This is a genomic window from Nocardioides sp. YIM 152588 (assembly GCF_040191335.1).
Classification (GTDB): Bacteria; Actinomycetota; Actinomycetes; order Propionibacteriales; family Nocardioidaceae; genus Nocardioides.
Genome location: NZ_JBEGDJ010000001.1, coordinates 141,627 through 155,614, shown reverse-complemented (window position 1 = coordinate 155,614; position 13,988 = coordinate 141,627). Strand labels below are relative to the sequence as shown.

At 72.7% G+C, this 13,988-nt stretch carries 18 protein-coding genes; 8 read left to right on the top strand and 10 right to left on the bottom strand.

Going from position 1 to position 13,988, the window contains the following annotated elements; translation table 11 throughout:
- Positions 1–67 precede the first annotated feature (67 nt).
- Positions 68–1,042, top strand: coding sequence for an alpha/beta hydrolase (locus ABLM29_RS00810; RefSeq protein WP_349711500.1), 975 nt, complete (start codon positions 68–70; stop codon positions 1,040–1,042).
- A gap of 128 nt (positions 1,043–1,170) precedes the next feature.
- Here the strand turns inward: ABLM29_RS00810 and ABLM29_RS00805 are convergent, their stop codons facing one another.
- The 4 genes from ABLM29_RS00805 to ABLM29_RS00790 all read right to left on the bottom strand — a co-directional run bounded on the left by ABLM29_RS00805 (position 1,171) and on the right by ABLM29_RS00790 (position 4,425).
- Positions 1,171–1,959: a sulfite exporter TauE/SafE family protein gene (locus ABLM29_RS00805; RefSeq protein WP_349711497.1), complete on the bottom strand. Its 789-nt coding sequence runs from the start codon at positions 1,957–1,959 to the stop codon at positions 1,171–1,173.
- Complete coding sequence (locus ABLM29_RS00800) at positions 1,956–3,098, bottom strand: SPFH domain-containing protein (protein WP_349711495.1); 1,143 nt, start codon at positions 3,096–3,098, stop codon at positions 1,956–1,958. Before ABLM29_RS00800 ends, ABLM29_RS00805 begins: the two co-directional genes overlap by 4 nt.
- A complete protein-coding gene (locus tag ABLM29_RS00795) occupies positions 3,095–3,568 on the bottom strand; it encodes an NfeD family protein (RefSeq protein WP_349711493.1) in 474 nt (157 codons plus the stop codon). Before ABLM29_RS00795 ends, ABLM29_RS00800 begins: the two co-directional genes overlap by 4 nt.
- 65 nt (positions 3,569–3,633) lie before the next feature.
- Complete coding sequence (locus ABLM29_RS00790) at positions 3,634–4,425, bottom strand: ABC transporter ATP-binding protein (RefSeq protein WP_349711491.1); 792 nt, start codon at positions 4,423–4,425, stop codon at positions 3,634–3,636.
- 44 nt (positions 4,426–4,469) lie between these two features.
- On the opposite strand from ABLM29_RS00790, the gene ABLM29_RS00785 reads away from it, so the two are divergent.
- Positions 4,470–5,207 (top strand): Rv1486c family protein, encoded by a 738-nt coding sequence (locus ABLM29_RS00785; RefSeq protein WP_349711489.1) that lies wholly within the window; start codon positions 4,470–4,472, stop codon positions 5,205–5,207.
- Positions 5,208–5,218: 11 nt separating this feature from the next.
- Complete coding sequence (gene serB / locus ABLM29_RS00780) at positions 5,219–6,448, top strand: phosphoserine phosphatase SerB (protein WP_349711486.1); 1,230 nt, start codon at positions 5,219–5,221, stop codon at positions 6,446–6,448.
- 36 nt (positions 6,449–6,484) lie between these two features.
- On the opposite strand, the gene ABLM29_RS00775 is transcribed toward serB, so the two are convergent.
- Complete coding sequence (locus tag ABLM29_RS00775) at positions 6,485–6,988, bottom strand: SixA phosphatase family protein (RefSeq protein ID WP_349711484.1); 504 nt, start codon at positions 6,986–6,988, stop codon at positions 6,485–6,487.
- 47 nt (positions 6,989–7,035) lie between these two features.
- Between ABLM29_RS00775 and ABLM29_RS00770 the strand changes: the two genes are divergently transcribed.
- Complete coding sequence (locus ABLM29_RS00770) at positions 7,036–7,716, top strand: YwaF family protein (protein ID WP_349711482.1); 681 nt, start codon at positions 7,036–7,038, stop codon at positions 7,714–7,716.
- Between the two features lie 28 nt (positions 7,717–7,744).
- On the opposite strand, the gene fabI is transcribed toward ABLM29_RS00770, so the two are convergent.
- From fabI to ABLM29_RS00755, 3 genes are all read right to left on the bottom strand, one after another.
- Complete coding sequence (gene fabI, locus ABLM29_RS00765; protein ID WP_349711480.1) at positions 7,745–8,524, bottom strand: enoyl-ACP reductase FabI; 780 nt, start codon at positions 8,522–8,524, stop codon at positions 7,745–7,747.
- A gap of 7 nt (positions 8,525–8,531) precedes the next feature.
- A complete protein-coding gene (gene fabG, locus ABLM29_RS00760; protein ID WP_349711478.1) occupies positions 8,532–9,242 on the bottom strand; it encodes a 3-oxoacyl-ACP reductase FabG in 711 nt (236 codons plus the stop codon).
- A 112-nt stretch (positions 9,243–9,354) separates the two neighbouring features.
- Positions 9,355–9,567, bottom strand: coding sequence for a dodecin (locus ABLM29_RS00755; protein WP_349711476.1), 213 nt, complete (start codon positions 9,565–9,567; stop codon positions 9,355–9,357).
- 25 nt (positions 9,568–9,592) lie between these two features.
- Here ABLM29_RS00755 and ABLM29_RS00750 point away from each other — a divergent pair, with 25 nt between their 5' ends.
- From ABLM29_RS00750 to ABLM29_RS00740, 3 genes are all read left to right on the top strand, one after another.
- Positions 9,593–9,898: a DUF3099 domain-containing protein gene (locus tag ABLM29_RS00750; RefSeq protein ID WP_349711474.1), complete on the top strand. Its 306-nt coding sequence runs from the start codon at positions 9,593–9,595 to the stop codon at positions 9,896–9,898.
- Positions 9,888–10,085: an acetone carboxylase gene (locus tag ABLM29_RS00745; protein ID WP_349711472.1), complete on the top strand. Its 198-nt coding sequence runs from the start codon at positions 9,888–9,890 to the stop codon at positions 10,083–10,085. The genes ABLM29_RS00750 and ABLM29_RS00745 overlap by 11 nt, the downstream gene beginning before the upstream one ends.
- 195 nt (positions 10,086–10,280) lie before the next feature.
- Positions 10,281–11,198, top strand: a complete 918-nt coding sequence (locus ABLM29_RS00740) for a type IV toxin-antitoxin system AbiEi family antitoxin (protein WP_349711470.1) — start codon at positions 10,281–10,283, stop codon at positions 11,196–11,198.
- Between the two features lie 105 nt (positions 11,199–11,303).
- Here ABLM29_RS00740 and moaA read toward each other — a convergent pair whose 3' ends face one another.
- Positions 11,304–12,302: a GTP 3',8-cyclase MoaA gene (gene moaA / locus ABLM29_RS00735; protein ID WP_349711468.1), complete on the bottom strand. Its 999-nt coding sequence runs from the start codon at positions 12,300–12,302 to the stop codon at positions 11,304–11,306.
- A gap of 35 nt (positions 12,303–12,337) precedes the next feature.
- On the opposite strand from moaA, the gene ABLM29_RS00730 reads away from it, so the two are divergent.
- A complete protein-coding gene (locus ABLM29_RS00730) occupies positions 12,338–13,297 on the top strand; it encodes an SURF1 family cytochrome oxidase biogenesis protein (RefSeq protein WP_349711466.1) in 960 nt (319 codons plus the stop codon).
- Here the strand turns inward: ABLM29_RS00730 and ABLM29_RS00725 are convergent.
- Complete coding sequence (locus ABLM29_RS00725) at positions 13,183–13,959, bottom strand: SDR family oxidoreductase (RefSeq protein ID WP_349711464.1); 777 nt, start codon at positions 13,957–13,959, stop codon at positions 13,183–13,185. The genes ABLM29_RS00730 and ABLM29_RS00725 overlap by 115 nt on opposite strands.
- Between the last annotated feature and the right edge of the window lie 29 nt (positions 13,960–13,988).

The window sequence follows — 13,988 nt, the reverse complement described above, 5'->3', positions numbered from 1 at the left end:
GCGTAGGCGGCGATTGTTTCCGACTTGTGTTGCCGCCGCGTCGCGGGCGTGCGGCAGACTGACGGGCGTGACCAGCGACAGCTCCGCGACCCCGCTCGGCCTGCCCGACGTCCTCGGCGAGCCGTGGACCGCCGAGACGCTCCCGCTCGCGCCCGACGTGGAGGGCGAGGTCGTCGCCACGCTGGTCAGCCGGCACACGGCCACCACCACGGACCGCGCGCTGCTGCACGTGCACGGCTTCACCGACTACTTCTTCCACACCGAGTACGGCGAGTGGTGGCTCGAGCGCGACCACGACATGTACGCGCTCGACCTGCGCAAGTACGGGCGCTCGATCCGGCCGCACCAGTCGCCGACCTACGTCGACGACCTCGAGGTGTACTTCGAGGAGCTCGACGCCGCCTGGGAGCGCGTCACCGCGCGCGACGGGCACCGGAAGGTCGTCCTGGCGGGCCACTCCACCGGCGGCCTCGTCGTCGCCCTGTGGGCCGACTCCCGGCGGCCGCCCGAGCTCGCCGGCCTGCTGCTCAACTCGCCCTGGCTCGACCTCCAGGGCCCGGCGCTGCTGCGCACCTGGCTCGCCGGCTTCGCCCTCGACCACCTCGGCCGGGCGCGCCCGATGCGCGAGCTGACCCGCGACGTCTCCGGGTTCTACGGACGCAGCCTGCACCGCGACCACGGCGGCGAGTGGGACTTCGACCTCGACTGGAAGCCGCTGGGCTCGTTCCCGGTGCGCCTGGGCTGGCTGCGCGCGATCCGCCAGGGCCACGCCCGGCTGCAGGCGGGCCTCAAGGTGCCCGCACCGGTCCTGGTGCTCTCCTCGGACCGCTCCTCCTGGCCCACCGCCATGAACGAGGACGTCCACCGCACCGACATCGTGCTCGACGTCCGCCACATCCGGCAGTGGTCCGTCGCGGTCGGCAAGCACGTCACCTACGCGGCCGTGCCCGGCGCGATCCACGACGTCGTACTGTCCCGCAAGGCCGCCCGCGAGCGCGCCTACGACGAGATCGACCGCTGGCTCGGCGCCTACGTCCTGTAGCGCGAGTTGGGGGTTGCCGACACCCGAGTCCCGGGTTGACGACACCCGAGTCCCGGGTTGACGACCCCGGGCGGTCGCGAAGCCGCAACTCGAACGTCGTCAACCCCCAACTCGGCAGACGGGGTTCATCAGGTCAGCAGGACGACGAGCGCTGCCGTGCCGACGACCACGATGGTCGCGCGAAGCAGCAGGGGAGGCAGTCGGCGACCCACCGCCGCCCCGAGGAAGCCGCCGATCACGGCGCCCACGCCGATCAGCAGCACCAGCAGCCAGTCGACCTCGGCCTGCGTGCCGAACAGGTCGAGGCCGGCGACGACCACGAAGAGGATCCCGGCGATCCCGTTGACCACCGCGACCAGGACGTTCTTCAGCGCGTTCAGCCGCTGCAGGGCGTCGGAGATGCCGATGCCCAGGACCGCCATCAGGATCACGCCCTGCGCGGCGCCGAAGTAGCCGCCGTACACGCCCGAGGCGAAGGCGGCGAACGGCAGCCACCACGCCCCGTCCCCACCGTCGCGGCCGCGCGCCCGCTCGCGCGCGGCCACCCACGCGGACAACCGCGGCTGGACGATCACGAGCACGATCCCGAGCGCGATCAGGAACGGCACGACCGCCTCGAACGCGCCCGCCGGGAGCACGAGCAGCAGCAGCGCCCCCAAGGCGCCCGCCGGCGCGGAGACCAGCAGCAGCCGCCGCATCCGCGTGCGCTGGCCCGCCAGCTCGCGCCGGTACCCGACCGCTCCGGCCACCGAGCCGGGGACCAGACCCAGGCTGTTGGAGACGTTGGCGGTCAGCGGCGGTACGCCGAGCGCGAGGAGCGTCGGGAACGTGATCAGCGTCCCCGAGCCCACGACGGCGTTGATCGTCCCGGCCGCGACCCCGGCGAGCAGGACCGCGACCGCCTCGAGCGGGCTCACCTACCGGGCGTGTCCGGACCGTCCGGCTGGTCGCCCTGTACGTCGGCCTCGTCGGTCTGGCCGGTCGAGGCGTCCGTCCTCTTCCCGGGCTGCGCGGCGATCTCGGCCGCCTGGATGGCCGCCTCGACCGCGGCCTGGGCCTCGCTCACCTCGGCGTCGCTCTCCTTGCGCAGCAGTGCCTCGCTGGGGCCCATGTCGACGCGGGTGCGCGGTCCCTCGACCTCCTGCGGGATGCCCGGCAGGTTCGTGATCGTCGAGCCGAGACCCTTGAGCGCCTCGCCGATCTCGCTGGGGATGATCCAGAGCTTGTTCGCGTCGCCGTCGGCGATCTTGGGCAGCATCTGGAGGTACTGGTAGGCCAGCAGCGACTGGTCGGCCTGGCCGTCGTGGATCGCCTGGAAGACCGTCTGGATCGCCTGACCCTCACCCTGGGCGCGCAGGATCGACGCCTCGCGGTCCGCCTGCGCCCGCAGGATGGCCGACTCGCGGTCACCCTCCGCGCTCAGGATCGCGGACTGCTTGTTGCCCTCCGCGGTGAGGATCGCGGACTGCCGCTGGCCCTCGGCGGTCAGGATGAGCGCCCGCTTGTCACGATCGGCGCGCATCTGCTTCTCCATCGCGTCCTTGATCGAGACCGGCGGGTCGATGCTCTTGATCTCCACCCGGTTCACCCGGATGCCCCACTTGCCGGTGGCCTCGTCGAGCACGCCGCGGAGCCCCGAGTTGATCTGGTCGCGGCTGGTCAGCGTCTGCTCGAGGTCCATGCCACCGATGATGTTCCGGAGCGTGGTCATCGTGAGCTGCTCGATCGCGGAGATGTAGTTCGCGATCTCGTACGTCGCGGAGACCGGGTCGGTGACCCGGAAGTAGATGACGGTGTCGATGTCGACCGACAGGTTGTCCTCGGTGATCACCGGCTGCGGCGGGAAGCTCACCACCTGCTCGCGCAGGTCGATCTTGTGCTGCACGTTGTCGATGAACGGCACGACGAAGGACAGGCCCGCCGGCAGCGTCTGCTTGTACTTGCCGAACCGCTCGACGACGCCCGCGGTGGCCTGCGGGATGACCTGGACGGTCTTGTTCAGCACCACGATCACGAACAGGAACAGGAGTGCGAGCAGCACCCACGGGACGATCACGGGATCTCCTTCTCATCATGCGCGTTGGGGAGCGAGCGAGCGCGGACGTGGGCCGTGGCGCCCTGGATCTTCACGACCTCGACGTGCTCGCCGACCTCGAGGGGGGCGTCGGCCGAGGCGGTCCAGATCTCGCCGTCGAGGCGGACCCGGCCGGGGTGGAGCGCGGTGATCGACTCCGTGACGACCGCGGGCAGCCCGACCAGCCGGTCGTTGCCGAGCGCGATCTCGGGGCCACCGTGCAGCCGCTTGGCCAGCGAGGGGCGCACCACGGCGAGCATGGCGATCGACACCAACGAGGCCACGACCGCCTGGAGCGCGAAGGAGTCGGTGAGGAACGAGGTCCCCATGCCGGCGAGAGCGCCGACCGCGAGCATCGCCAGGAACAGGTCAAGGGAGAACATCTCGGCGATGAAGAGCAACCCGGCCGATCCGAGCCAGGCCGCCCACAGGTTCTCGCCCCACCAGTCCATGACTCGACCCTATCGGTGCGCCCTGAGGAAGCCCGGGGATTTTGCAGGTAACCGTGCCCGGTGGATCAAGCGCGGCGGCGCCGGCGCGCGGACCAGCGGCCGTCGTGCTGCTCGACGACCAGCGGCATGCCGAAGGTCGCGGAGAGCGAGGTCGCGTTGAGCGTGGTGTCGATCGGGCCCGCGTCGACCACCGCGCCGTCGCGCAGCATCAGCACGTGCGTGAATCCCGGCGGGATCTCCTCGACGTGGTGCGAGACCAGGACCGTGGCCGGCGAGTCGGGGTCGTAGGCGAGCACCGACAGCGTCGAGACCAGGTCCTCCCGCCCGCCCAGGTCGAGGCCGGCGGCGGGCTCGTCGAGCAGCAGCAGCTCGGGGTCGGTCATCAGCGCCCGCGCGATCAGCACCCGCTTGCGCTCCCCCTCCGAGAGGGTCCCGAACGTCCGGTCGGCCATCTTGGTGACGCCGAGCTCCTGCATCAGGTCGTCGGCGCGCTTGACGTCCATGTCGTCGTACTGCTCGCGCCAGCGGCCCAGGACCGCGTACGACGCCGACATCACCACGTCGCGCACCTTCTCCTCGCGCGGGATGCGCTCGCCCAGCGCGGCGCTGGTGACGCCGATCCGCGGACGCAGCTCGAAGACGTCGACCGTGCCCAGCAGCTCCCCGAGGATCCCGACGGCGCCGTCGGTCGGGTGCACCTGGGCGCTCGCGACCTGCAACAACGTCGTCTTGCCGGCGCCGTTCGGGCCGAGCACGACCCAGCGCTCGCCGTCCTGGACCACCCAGGTCACGCGGTCCAGGAGCGTCGCACGGCCGCGCCGTACGGAGACTTCGGCGAGTTCGAGAACTGCGGGCATGGCCGCAACCCTAACGGCCCGCCCCGGGCTATCGTCATCGACTCGTGAACCCCTCGACCGACCTTCTCCCGTACGCCGCCAGGCTGGCCTGGTGGGGTACCGCCTGGCTGCGCGGCGACCTCGGCCCGGACGACCTCCTGGACGCCGTCGTCGGCACCGACGTGGCCCACGTCGTGGTCGGCTCGGGCGCGGAGTCGGTCGGGCTGGTGCCCTTCCTGGCCACCGCGCGCGACCGCGGTGCCACGGCCGTCGGCGCCGCCTTCCCGGCGGCCGGGGACCCGGTCGGCCTGCGCGGCCCCCGCGGGTTGACCGCGGCCGCCGTCGACGCCGGGGAGGCCGCCCCCCTGCTGGGCGCCTCCGAGGCCCTGGTGCCGCGGGCGGTCGGGCGCGCCGTCGAGTGGGCCGCGCACCCCGCGGACCGGCGCCCCCCGCCCGACCTCGGGGAGGCGGACCGGGAGCTGCGGGCCGCGCTGCTCGACGCCGCGAACGGCCTGGCCGCCCTCGACGTGGCCTCGTGGAGCCCCGAGGTCGCCGACGAGCTGCACGACCTGCGGGCCGAGGAGCCGCTGCCCGCGCCGCCGGGCACGCCGGACCGGTGCCGCGCGCTCGCCGGTCGGGCGCTGCACCTGCGGGCGGTCCTCGACCTGGCGCTGGAGAGCGAGGGTGGCGCGCTCGGGCTGGCGGAGATCGCCCGGCGCCGCGAGCTGCTCGCGCCCCTCGACCGCGCCGTGCGGCGGGCGCTGACGGCGGCCTGCTCCCCCGACGGCTGGCCACCCCGATAGCCTCCTCGTCGATGAACGCTCACCCTGCAGCCGGCGAGACGCTGCTGATCACGGTCACCGGGACCGACCGCCCCGGCGTCACCTCGGCGGTCTTCGACACCCTGGCCCGCGCCGGTGTCACCGTCGTCGACCTGGAGCAGATCGTGCTCCGCGGGCGGCTGCTGCTCGGCGTACTGGTCTCCGCGCCGCGGGACACCGCCAAGCTGCGGGCGACCCTCAGCGCGGCGATGGCCGATCTCGGCATGGTGGTCGAGGTCGAGAAGGGCTCCGGCGACAGCGAGAGCCGGCGCGAGGGGCGCTCCCACGTCACCGTCATCGGCGCGCCGCTGCGGGCCGGCGCGATGGCCGCGGTCGCCGGCCGGATCGCCGACGCCGGCGGCAACATCGACCGGATCGAGCGGATGGCCCGCTACCCGGTCACCGCGATCGAGCTCGACGTCTCCGGGGCCGACCCCGACCGGCTGCGCGCGGTGCTCGCTGCCGAGGCGGCCGGCAGCGACTTCGACGTCGCCGTGCAACCGGCGTCGATCCTGCGCCACGGCGTGCGCCTGATCGTGATGGACGTCGACTCCACGCTGATCCAGGGCGAGGTCATCGAGATGCTCGCGGAGCACGCCGGACACGGCGCCGAGGTCGCCGAGGTCACCGAGCGGGCGATGCGCGGCGAGCTCGACTTCGCCGAGTCGCTCCGCGCGCGGGTGGCGCTGCTCGAGGGGCTCGACGCCACGATCCTGGACGAGGTCTACGAGCAGATCGTGATCAACCCCGGGGCCCGGACGCTCGTCCGCACGCTGCGCCGCCTCGGCTACCGGTTCGCGATCGTGTCGGGCGGGTTCAGCCAGATCACCGACCGGCTCGCGGCGGACCTCGGCATCCACCGTGCCCGGGCGAACACGCTTGAGGTCGTCGACGGTCGGCTCACGGGCCGGGTCGTCGGCGACATCGTGGACCGCGCCGGGAAGGCCCACGCGCTGCGGGAGTTCGCCGGTGAGCTCGGGGTGCCCGAGGCCGCCACCATCGCCATCGGTGACGGCGCCAACGACCTGGACATGCTCGCCGCCGCGGGTCTGGGGATCGCCTACAACGCCCGCCCGGTGGTGCGCGACGCCGCCGACACGTCGCTCAACGTGCCCTACCTGGACGCGATCATGTACCTGCTCGGGATCACCCGCGAGGAGATCGAGGCCGCGGACGCCGCGGCGGGCATCGTCACGCCGGCCCCGCCGCTCGACGCCTTCTGATCCCGCGCCGGCCGGTCGCTCCGGTCCGGCCGGGGGTCAGCCGCGACCGACGTGGAAGGACCGCAGCCGGGCCGACATCGGGTCGATCTCGGCCCACGGGCCGTGCAGGTCGAAGACCGCCACGGCGGAGGTCGGGAAGCCCCCGGAGAGCTCGCCGGACGCCTCACCGTCGCCGTCGTCGAGCAGCTGCGCGACCACCGCCATCGTCGGGTTGTGGCCGATCACCACCACGGTGCCGGTCTCGTCCTCGGTGGCGCGCAGCAGCTCCATCACGCCGCCCTCGTCGGCCCCGTAGAGGCTGTGGTCGAGGGCGGGCTCCAGCGTCCAGTCGGCCGCACCTGCGACGTCCTCCCAGGTCTCGACCGTCCGCTGGGCGGTCGAGACGTAGGCGACGTCCGGGACGATCCCCGTCTCGTCGAGCCAGCGTCCTGCGTCGTTGGCGTCGTCGTGGCCGCGCTGCGCCAGCGGCCGGGCGTGGTCGGTGGCAGCGAACGCCTCGGCCTTCGCATGGCGGATGAGGACCAGGACGCGCGAGGGCACGTGCCGAGCCTAGGGCAGCGCGCGGGACGCCGTGCGAGACTGCCGCGATGACGCCGTACGGCGTGACGCACCTGGTGCCGCTGGCGGTCTTCGCCGTCGGCCTCGTGGGCGTGGTCGCGGTCGGCCGCCGGCGCCGCGGGACGGACGCTCCCGGCACGCTGGACCGCGCCTGGGCGGTGGCGGTGGCGGCCGCGACGGTGCCGTTCCAGGTCGTCGACGTGCTCACCCGCTTCGAGGTGGGCGTCTCGCTCCCGTTCCACCTGAGCGACCTCGCCTGGATGGTGGCAGCGGTGGCCCTGTGGACCCACCACCGCATCGCCGTGGCGCTGACCTTCTACTGGAGCCTGCTCACGGTGCAGGCGGTGGTCACGCCCTCCCTCGGCGAGGAGTTCCCCGAGCTGCGGTACTTCGCGTTCTGGATGCTCCACCTGCTCGTCGTGTGGGCGGCGGCGTACCTCGCCCTCGGTCTCGGGCTGGCGCCCGGGTGGCGCGAGTACGGCGCCACCATCGCGCTCACGCTCGCCTGGGTGGCGGCGGCGTCGGCCTTCAACGCCGTCGCCGAGACCAACTACGGCTACCTGAGCGAGAAGCCCGCCTCCGGCTCCGCGTTGGACCTGCTCGGGCCGTGGCCCTGGTACGTCGTCGCGGAGATCGCGATCGTGGCGGGCATCTGGGCGCTGATGACCGTGCTCGTCGCCCCGAGACGGGCGCGAGTCGGCACCGTCTGACAGTCAGACGCCAGCAGTACGTGCTGGGTCAGGCACCCATCGCGTGGAAGCCGCCGTCCACGTGGACGATCTCGCCGGTCGTCGCGGGGAACAGGTCGGACAGCAGGGCGCAGACCGCGCGGGCGGTCGGCTCCTGGTCGCCGTTGTCCCAGCCGAGCGGGGAGTTCTGCTCCCACATCGAGTCGAGCTCCTCGAAGCCCGGGATCGCCTTCGCGGCGAGGGTCTTGAGCGGGCCCGCCGAGACCAGGTTGACGCGGATGCCGTCCGGACCGAGGTCGCGGGCGAGGTAGCGGGAGGTCGACTCCAGGGCCGCCTTGGCCACGCCCATCCAGTCGTAGACGGGCCACGCCACCGAGGCGTCGAAGGTGAGGCCGACGACGCTGCCGCCCTCGGACATCAGCGGCTTGCAGGCCATCGCCAGCGACTTCAACGAGTACGCCGACACCTGGACGGCCTGGGCGACGTCCGGCCACGGGCCGGTCAGGAACTTGCCGCCGAGCAGCGTCTCGGGGTTGCCGTAGGCGATCGAGTGCACGACACCGTCGAGCGTCGCGTCGGGGCCGAGGTGCTCGCGGACCTGGTCGGCCAGCCCGGCGAGGTGCTCCTCGTCGGTGACGTCGAGCTCGAGCACGGGCGGCAGCTCGGGGAGCCGCTTCGCGATCCGGCGGGTGATCCGCAGAGCCTGGCCGAAGTTGGAGATCAGCACCGTCGCGCCCTGCTCCTGCGCGAACTTCGCCACCGCGAAGCCGATCGAGGTGTCGAGCGTGACGCCGGCGACCAGGACCGTCTTGCCGTCGAGGATTCCCATGTGTGTGTCAGTGCCCCATTCCGAGTCCACCGTCGACCGGGATCACAGCCCCGGTGACGTATGCAGCTGCATCTCCGGCGAGCCAGGTGACTGCGCCGGCGATCTCCGCCGGGTCGGCGTACCGACCGAGCGGGACCTGGTTCTTGATCTCCGCCTTCTGCTCGTCGCTGAGCACGGCGGTCATGTCGGTGTTCACGAAGCCCGGCGCGACCACGTTGGCGGTGATGTTGCGCGACCCGAGCTCGCGCGCCAGCGAGCGGGCCATGCCGACCAGGCCGGCCTTCGAGGCGGCGTAGTTGACCTGGCCCGGCGAGCCCAGCAGGCCCACGACGCTGGAGATGAAGATGATCCGGCCGCGCTTGAGCCGCAGCATGCCCTTGGCGGCACGCTTGACCACGTTGTAGGAGCCGGTGAGGTTGGTGTCGATCACCGACGACCAGTCGTCGTCCGTCATCCGCAGGAGGAGGGTGTCGGCGGTGATGCCGGCGTTGGCGACGAGCACCTCCACCGGCCCGTGCGCGGCCTCCGCCTCCGCGAAGGCCGCGTCGACCGACGCTGGGTCGGTGACGTCCGCCTTGAGCTCCAGCGCGCCCTCGGGCGCGCCCCCGTTGCGGGTGGTGACGGCGACCTTGTCGCCCTGGGCGAGGAAGGCCTCGGCGATCGCGCGGCCGATGCCGCGGTTGCCGCCGGTGACGAGGACCGATCGGGGCTGGTTCACGTACTCGACGCTAGTGGTCGCCCCTGACGCTCCTCGCTGCCCCGGGACCCCAAGATCGGTGACGTTCTTTGTAGGGTTCCCACAAGGTCCGCCAGCGCGGCCCCGGGTGGCGTCACTCGTCCTCGAGGCGGAAGCCGACCTTCATCCCCACCTGGAAGTGCTCGACCTGGCCGTCCTTGATCTGGCCGCGCACCTGCGTGACCTCGAACCAGTCGAGGTGGCGCAGCGTCTGGCTGGCGCGCTCGATGGCGTTGTGGATCGCCTGGTCGATGCCCTCGGGAGAGGTGCCGACGATCTCGGTGACACGGTAGGTGCGGTTCGACATGAGGCGAGCCTATAGGCTGGTCGACGTGGCGACAGCAGGCGCCGGACCGATCCGGATCACCACGGCCGGCAGCGACCCCCGGGCCGATCTCGCACGGCGCCAGCGCAAGTACATCTTCTGGATGACGGTGCGGTCGCTCTGCTTCATCGGCGCCGCCTTCGCCGGCGTCGCCGGCATCACCTGGCTGTGGCCGTTCCTGATCGTGCTCGCGGTCGTCCTCCCCTACGTCGCCGTCGTGATGGCCAACGCCAACGACAGCCGCGACGACTCCCTGCCGCTGCCCGACGGCGGCTCGGCACAGCGCCAGCTGGGTGGCCCCGGTGGATCCTGACCTCTGCTCGGCCAAGGGGTGCCGGGCGGCGGCCACATGGCAGCTGCAGTGGAACAACCCCAAGATCCACACGCCCGACCGCCGCAAGATCTGGCTCGCCTGCGACGACCACCGCGAGTCGCTCGAGGCCTTCCTCGGCGCCCGCCAGTTCCTCAAGGACACCGTCCCGCACACCGCCGCCCCCTGAGACCCACCCCGCGAGTTGGGGGAAAGCGACACCCGAATCGGGGATGAGCGACCGTCGAGTCTCGGCGTAGCGACATCACCTCCGCACCACAGTGGGCCGGTTGTGCGGTCGAGCGCGGTGGATCCGGCGCCGGGCGTCCCCAGGCGGTGGCGACCGCTCACCGGATCGTCGGGCAGTGCCGGAGCGTGCGGTGGCATGAACCTTCCCGATCTCCCCCACCATCCGTTTCTCCTCCGGGACGCCGCACTGCTCGGCATCACCGAACGACAGCTCCAGCGCGCCGCCGCGCAGGGCCAGGTCTGCCGCAAGGCGCGGGGCGTCTACGTGCGCACCGACCTCGCAGACAGCGTGGAGCTCCGCGCCCAGGTCGTCGCGCTCGCCGCCTCGCCGCACCACGTGGCCGTCGACCGCACCGCTGCGTGGCTGCACGGTGTCGATGCGCTGACCTACGCGGAGCACGACCTGCTGCCGCCTGTCGAGACGTGCGCGCTGCGCGGCCACCACCCCACGGAGCGGAGCGAAGCCCGCGGTCGCACTCGCGACCTCCTGCCCTCGGACGTCGTCGATGTGTTCGGGGTTCTCACCACCACCCCGCTGAGGACCGCGTTGGACCTCGGCTGTCACCTGCGGCGGAGGGAGGCCTATGCCGCGATGTGCGCCCTCGCTCGGCTCCACGGCCTCCACGCGCACCACCTCGTCACCGAGCTGCCGCGGTTTCGCGGACGCCGGGGCGTGATCCAGTGTCGCGCGCTTGCGCCGCTCGTCGACCCCCGCATCGAGTCAGCGCGGGAGGCCTGGACCCTCCTCGCCATCGCCGACGCCGGACTACCGCGGCCGCTTCCGCAGTACTGGGTCGAGATCGACGGTGCTCAGGTGTACCGGCTGGACCTGGCGTACGTCCGGGCCAAGGTCGCGATCGAGTACGACGGCAAGGAAGCGCATGCCTCGCCTGCCCAGCGTCAGCGGGACCAGGATCGTCGAGAGCACCTCGCGGAACTCGGGTGGACGGTCGTCGTCATTCGGCTTGGCGACTTCTCGGAGGCGAGTCTCAGGCGATGGCTGGGCGAGGTCCGCGCGGCCCTGGGGCCGTCGTACACCAACCGGCGATGGTGACGGGGTGACGCGATCACCCAACTCGACGGTTGGTTTCCCCCAACTCGACGGTCGGTTTCCCCCAACTCGGCCGTCGGTTTCCCCCAACTCGCGGTGTGGGGGGTGTCAGCCGCCGATGGCGGACATGGGGCGGTCCGGCTGGAGGAAGGTGGGGTCGTCGATGCCGTGGCCGGGTGCCTTGGGGCGGACCGCGGCGAGCCAGCGCTCGGCGAGGTCGGCGTCGGTGGCGCCGGCGCGCAGCGGGCTGCGCAGGTCGGACTCGGTGCGGGCGAAGAGGCAGTTGCGGACCTGACCGTCGGCGGTGAGGCGCACCCGGTCGCAGTCGCCGCAGAACGGGCGGCTGACCGAGGCGATGACCCCGACCGTGGCCGGGCCGCCGTCCACGGTGAACAGCTCGGCGGGGGCGCTCCCCCGCGGCTCCTTGGCGGGCGCCAGCGTGAACGCGGCCTCCAGGCGCTCCAGGGTCTCCTCGGCGGTGACCATCGTGGACCGCGACCAGCCGTGCTGGGCGTCGAGCGGCATCTGCTCGATGAACCGGAGCTGGTAGCCACGGTCCAGGCACCAGCGCAGCAGCTCGGGCGCCTGGTCGTCGTTGATGCCGCGCAGCAGCACGGCGTTCACCTTGACCGGCCCCAGCCCGGCGGCGTCCGCGGCGGCCAGTCCGTCGATGACGTCGTGCAGCCGGTCGCGGCGGGTGATGGTGGTGAAGGTGTCCTCGCGCACCGAGTCGAGGCTGACGTTGACCCGGTCCAGGCCCGCCTCGGCCAGCGCCTCCGCGGTCCGGGCCAGCCCCAGCGCGTTCGTGGTCAGCGACAGCTCGACGCCCGGATCGATCGCGTGGGTCTGCCGCACGATGTCGACCAGGCCGCGGCGTACCAGCGGCTCGCCGCCGGTGAAACGGACCTCCCGCACGCCGAGCCGGGTGACGGCGACGCCGATCAGCCGGACCACCTCGTCGTCGGTGAGCTGGTCCTCGTTCGGCATCCAGTCCAGACCCTCGGGCGGCATGCAGTACGAGCACCGCAAGTTGCAGCGATCGGTGAGCGAGACCCGCAGATCGGTCGCGACCCGACCGAACCGGTCGACCAAGGGCAACACCTGCATGCGGCCAGCATAGGCACGCCGTCTACCGTTGGCCCGTGAAGATCGTGGCCTGGCTCGGGTCCTGGCGGTTCCTGCTGAGCCGACGCTGGGTCCTCTTCTTCCTCACCATCGTGCTCGTGGGCGCCGCGACCTGGTGGCTCGGCGAGTGGCAGTTCGGCCGTCTCGACGACCGCAAGGAGCGCAACCAGATCATCCGCGCGAACGAGACGCAGGACCCCGCGCCGGTCGACGACGTGCTCGCCGCCGACGAACCGGTGGCCGCCGAGGACGAGTGGCGGGTGATCACCGCGACGGGCGTCTACGACACCGCCGACACCGTGGTGATCCGCTACCGCACCGACGACCGCGGTCTCCCCGGCGTCGACGCGGTGGTCCCCCTGGTGACGGAGGACGGCACGGCGCTGTTGGTCGACCGCGGCTGGTTCGGCACCGACGACCCGCGGATCTCCCCCACCGAGATCCCCGCGCCGCCGACCGGCGAGGTGACGATCACCGGGTGGGTCCGCGCCGACGGCACCGGCGACAGCACCCGGGTCGACGACAACTCGGCCCGGGCCATCTCGAGCGTCCAGATCGGCGACGCGCTGGACCGGACCGTGTACGGCGGCTTCATCGACCTCCGCTCGGAGGACCCCGAGCCCGCCGAGCCGCTGGAGGCGGCCGAGCTGCCCGACCTCGGCAACGGCCCGCACTTCTTCTACGGGCTGCAGTGGTGGTTCTTCGGCGTCCTGGCCGCGGGCGGGTTCGCCTACCTCGCCTGGGACGAGCGGCGCCACGGACGTCGCGGCGAGCGCCGGCCGCAGCGTCGCGGCGGGCCGTTCTCGCGGGCGCCCCGCGACGACGTTCCCCCGGGCCTGCGCGCCCAGCAGGAGGCGCGCGCTCAGAGCGCCCGGGTCATCCCACCGTCCACCGGCAGCGCGACGCCCGACAGGAACGACGCGGCCGGCGAGAGCAGGAACGCCGCGACCCGGCCGAACTCCTCCGGCCGCCCGTAGCGGCCGAGCGGGATCTGGGCCACCGCTGCCGCCTTCGACGCCTCGGCGTCGCCGGTGGCCGCGTCCAGCTCGGCGACCCGGTCGGTGCCGATCCGTCCTGGCAGCAGCGCGTTGACCCGTACGCCGGCAGGCCCGAGCTCGTCCGCGAGCGTCTTCGCGACCATGGCCAGGCCCGGGCGCAGACCGTTCGAGATCGCGAGCCCGGGCACGGGCTGGCGGACGCTGGTCGAGAGCACCATCGCCAGCGCTCCGCCGGCGGGCAGCGCGGTGCCGATCTCGCGGGCCAGCCGCACGCCACCGAGGAAGACGCTGGAGAACGCCTCGGTCCACTGCTGGTCGGTCATCCTCGTGGCCGGTCCGGCGGGCGGCCCGCCGACGCTGATCAGCGCGCCGTCGACGCGGCCCCACTCGTCGCGGGCCGCCTCCAGGAGGCGCGACGGCGTCGCGGGGTCGGCGTTGTCGGCGGCCACGCCCAGCACAGCACCGCCCGCGTCCTGCGCCGCGGGGGCGAGGTCGACGACGGCGGCCTCGACGGCCTCGGGCGAGCGCCCCGTGAGCAGCACCCGGGCACCCTCGCCCACCAGGGCCTCGGCGGTGGCGCGGCCCAGGCCGCGGGTGCCACCGGTGACGATCAGGACGCGGTCGTGCAGCTGGAGGTCCACGCCCCGAATCTAGCGAGCGGCTCCGCCGA

Excerpts from the sequence above, each read along its gene's own strand:
- ABLM29_RS00790 (WP_349711491.1), bottom strand. The coding sequence starts at position 4,425 with ATGCCCGCAGTTCTCGAACTCGCCGAAGTCTCCGTACGGCGCGGCCGT.
- moaA (WP_349711468.1), bottom strand. The coding sequence starts at position 12,302 with ATGCAGGTGTTGCCCTTGGTCGACCGGTTCGGTCGGGTCGCGACCGAT.
- serB (WP_349711486.1), top strand. The coding sequence starts at position 5,219 with ATGAACGCTCACCCTGCAGCCGGCGAGACGCTGCTGATCACGGTCACC.
- ABLM29_RS00795 (WP_349711493.1), bottom strand. The coding sequence starts at position 3,568 with ATGGACTGGTGGGGCGAGAACCTGTGGGCGGCCTGGCTCGGATCGGCC.
- ABLM29_RS00740 (WP_349711470.1), top strand. The coding sequence starts at position 10,281 with ATGAACCTTCCCGATCTCCCCCACCATCCGTTTCTCCTCCGGGACGCC.
- ABLM29_RS00770 (WP_349711482.1), top strand. The coding sequence starts at position 7,036 with ATGACGCCGTACGGCGTGACGCACCTGGTGCCGCTGGCGGTCTTCGCC.
- fabI (WP_349711480.1), bottom strand. The coding sequence starts at position 8,524 with ATGGGAATCCTCGACGGCAAGACGGTCCTGGTCGCCGGCGTCACGCTC.
- ABLM29_RS00755 (WP_349711476.1), bottom strand. The coding sequence starts at position 9,567 with ATGTCGAACCGCACCTACCGTGTCACCGAGATCGTCGGCACCTCTCCC.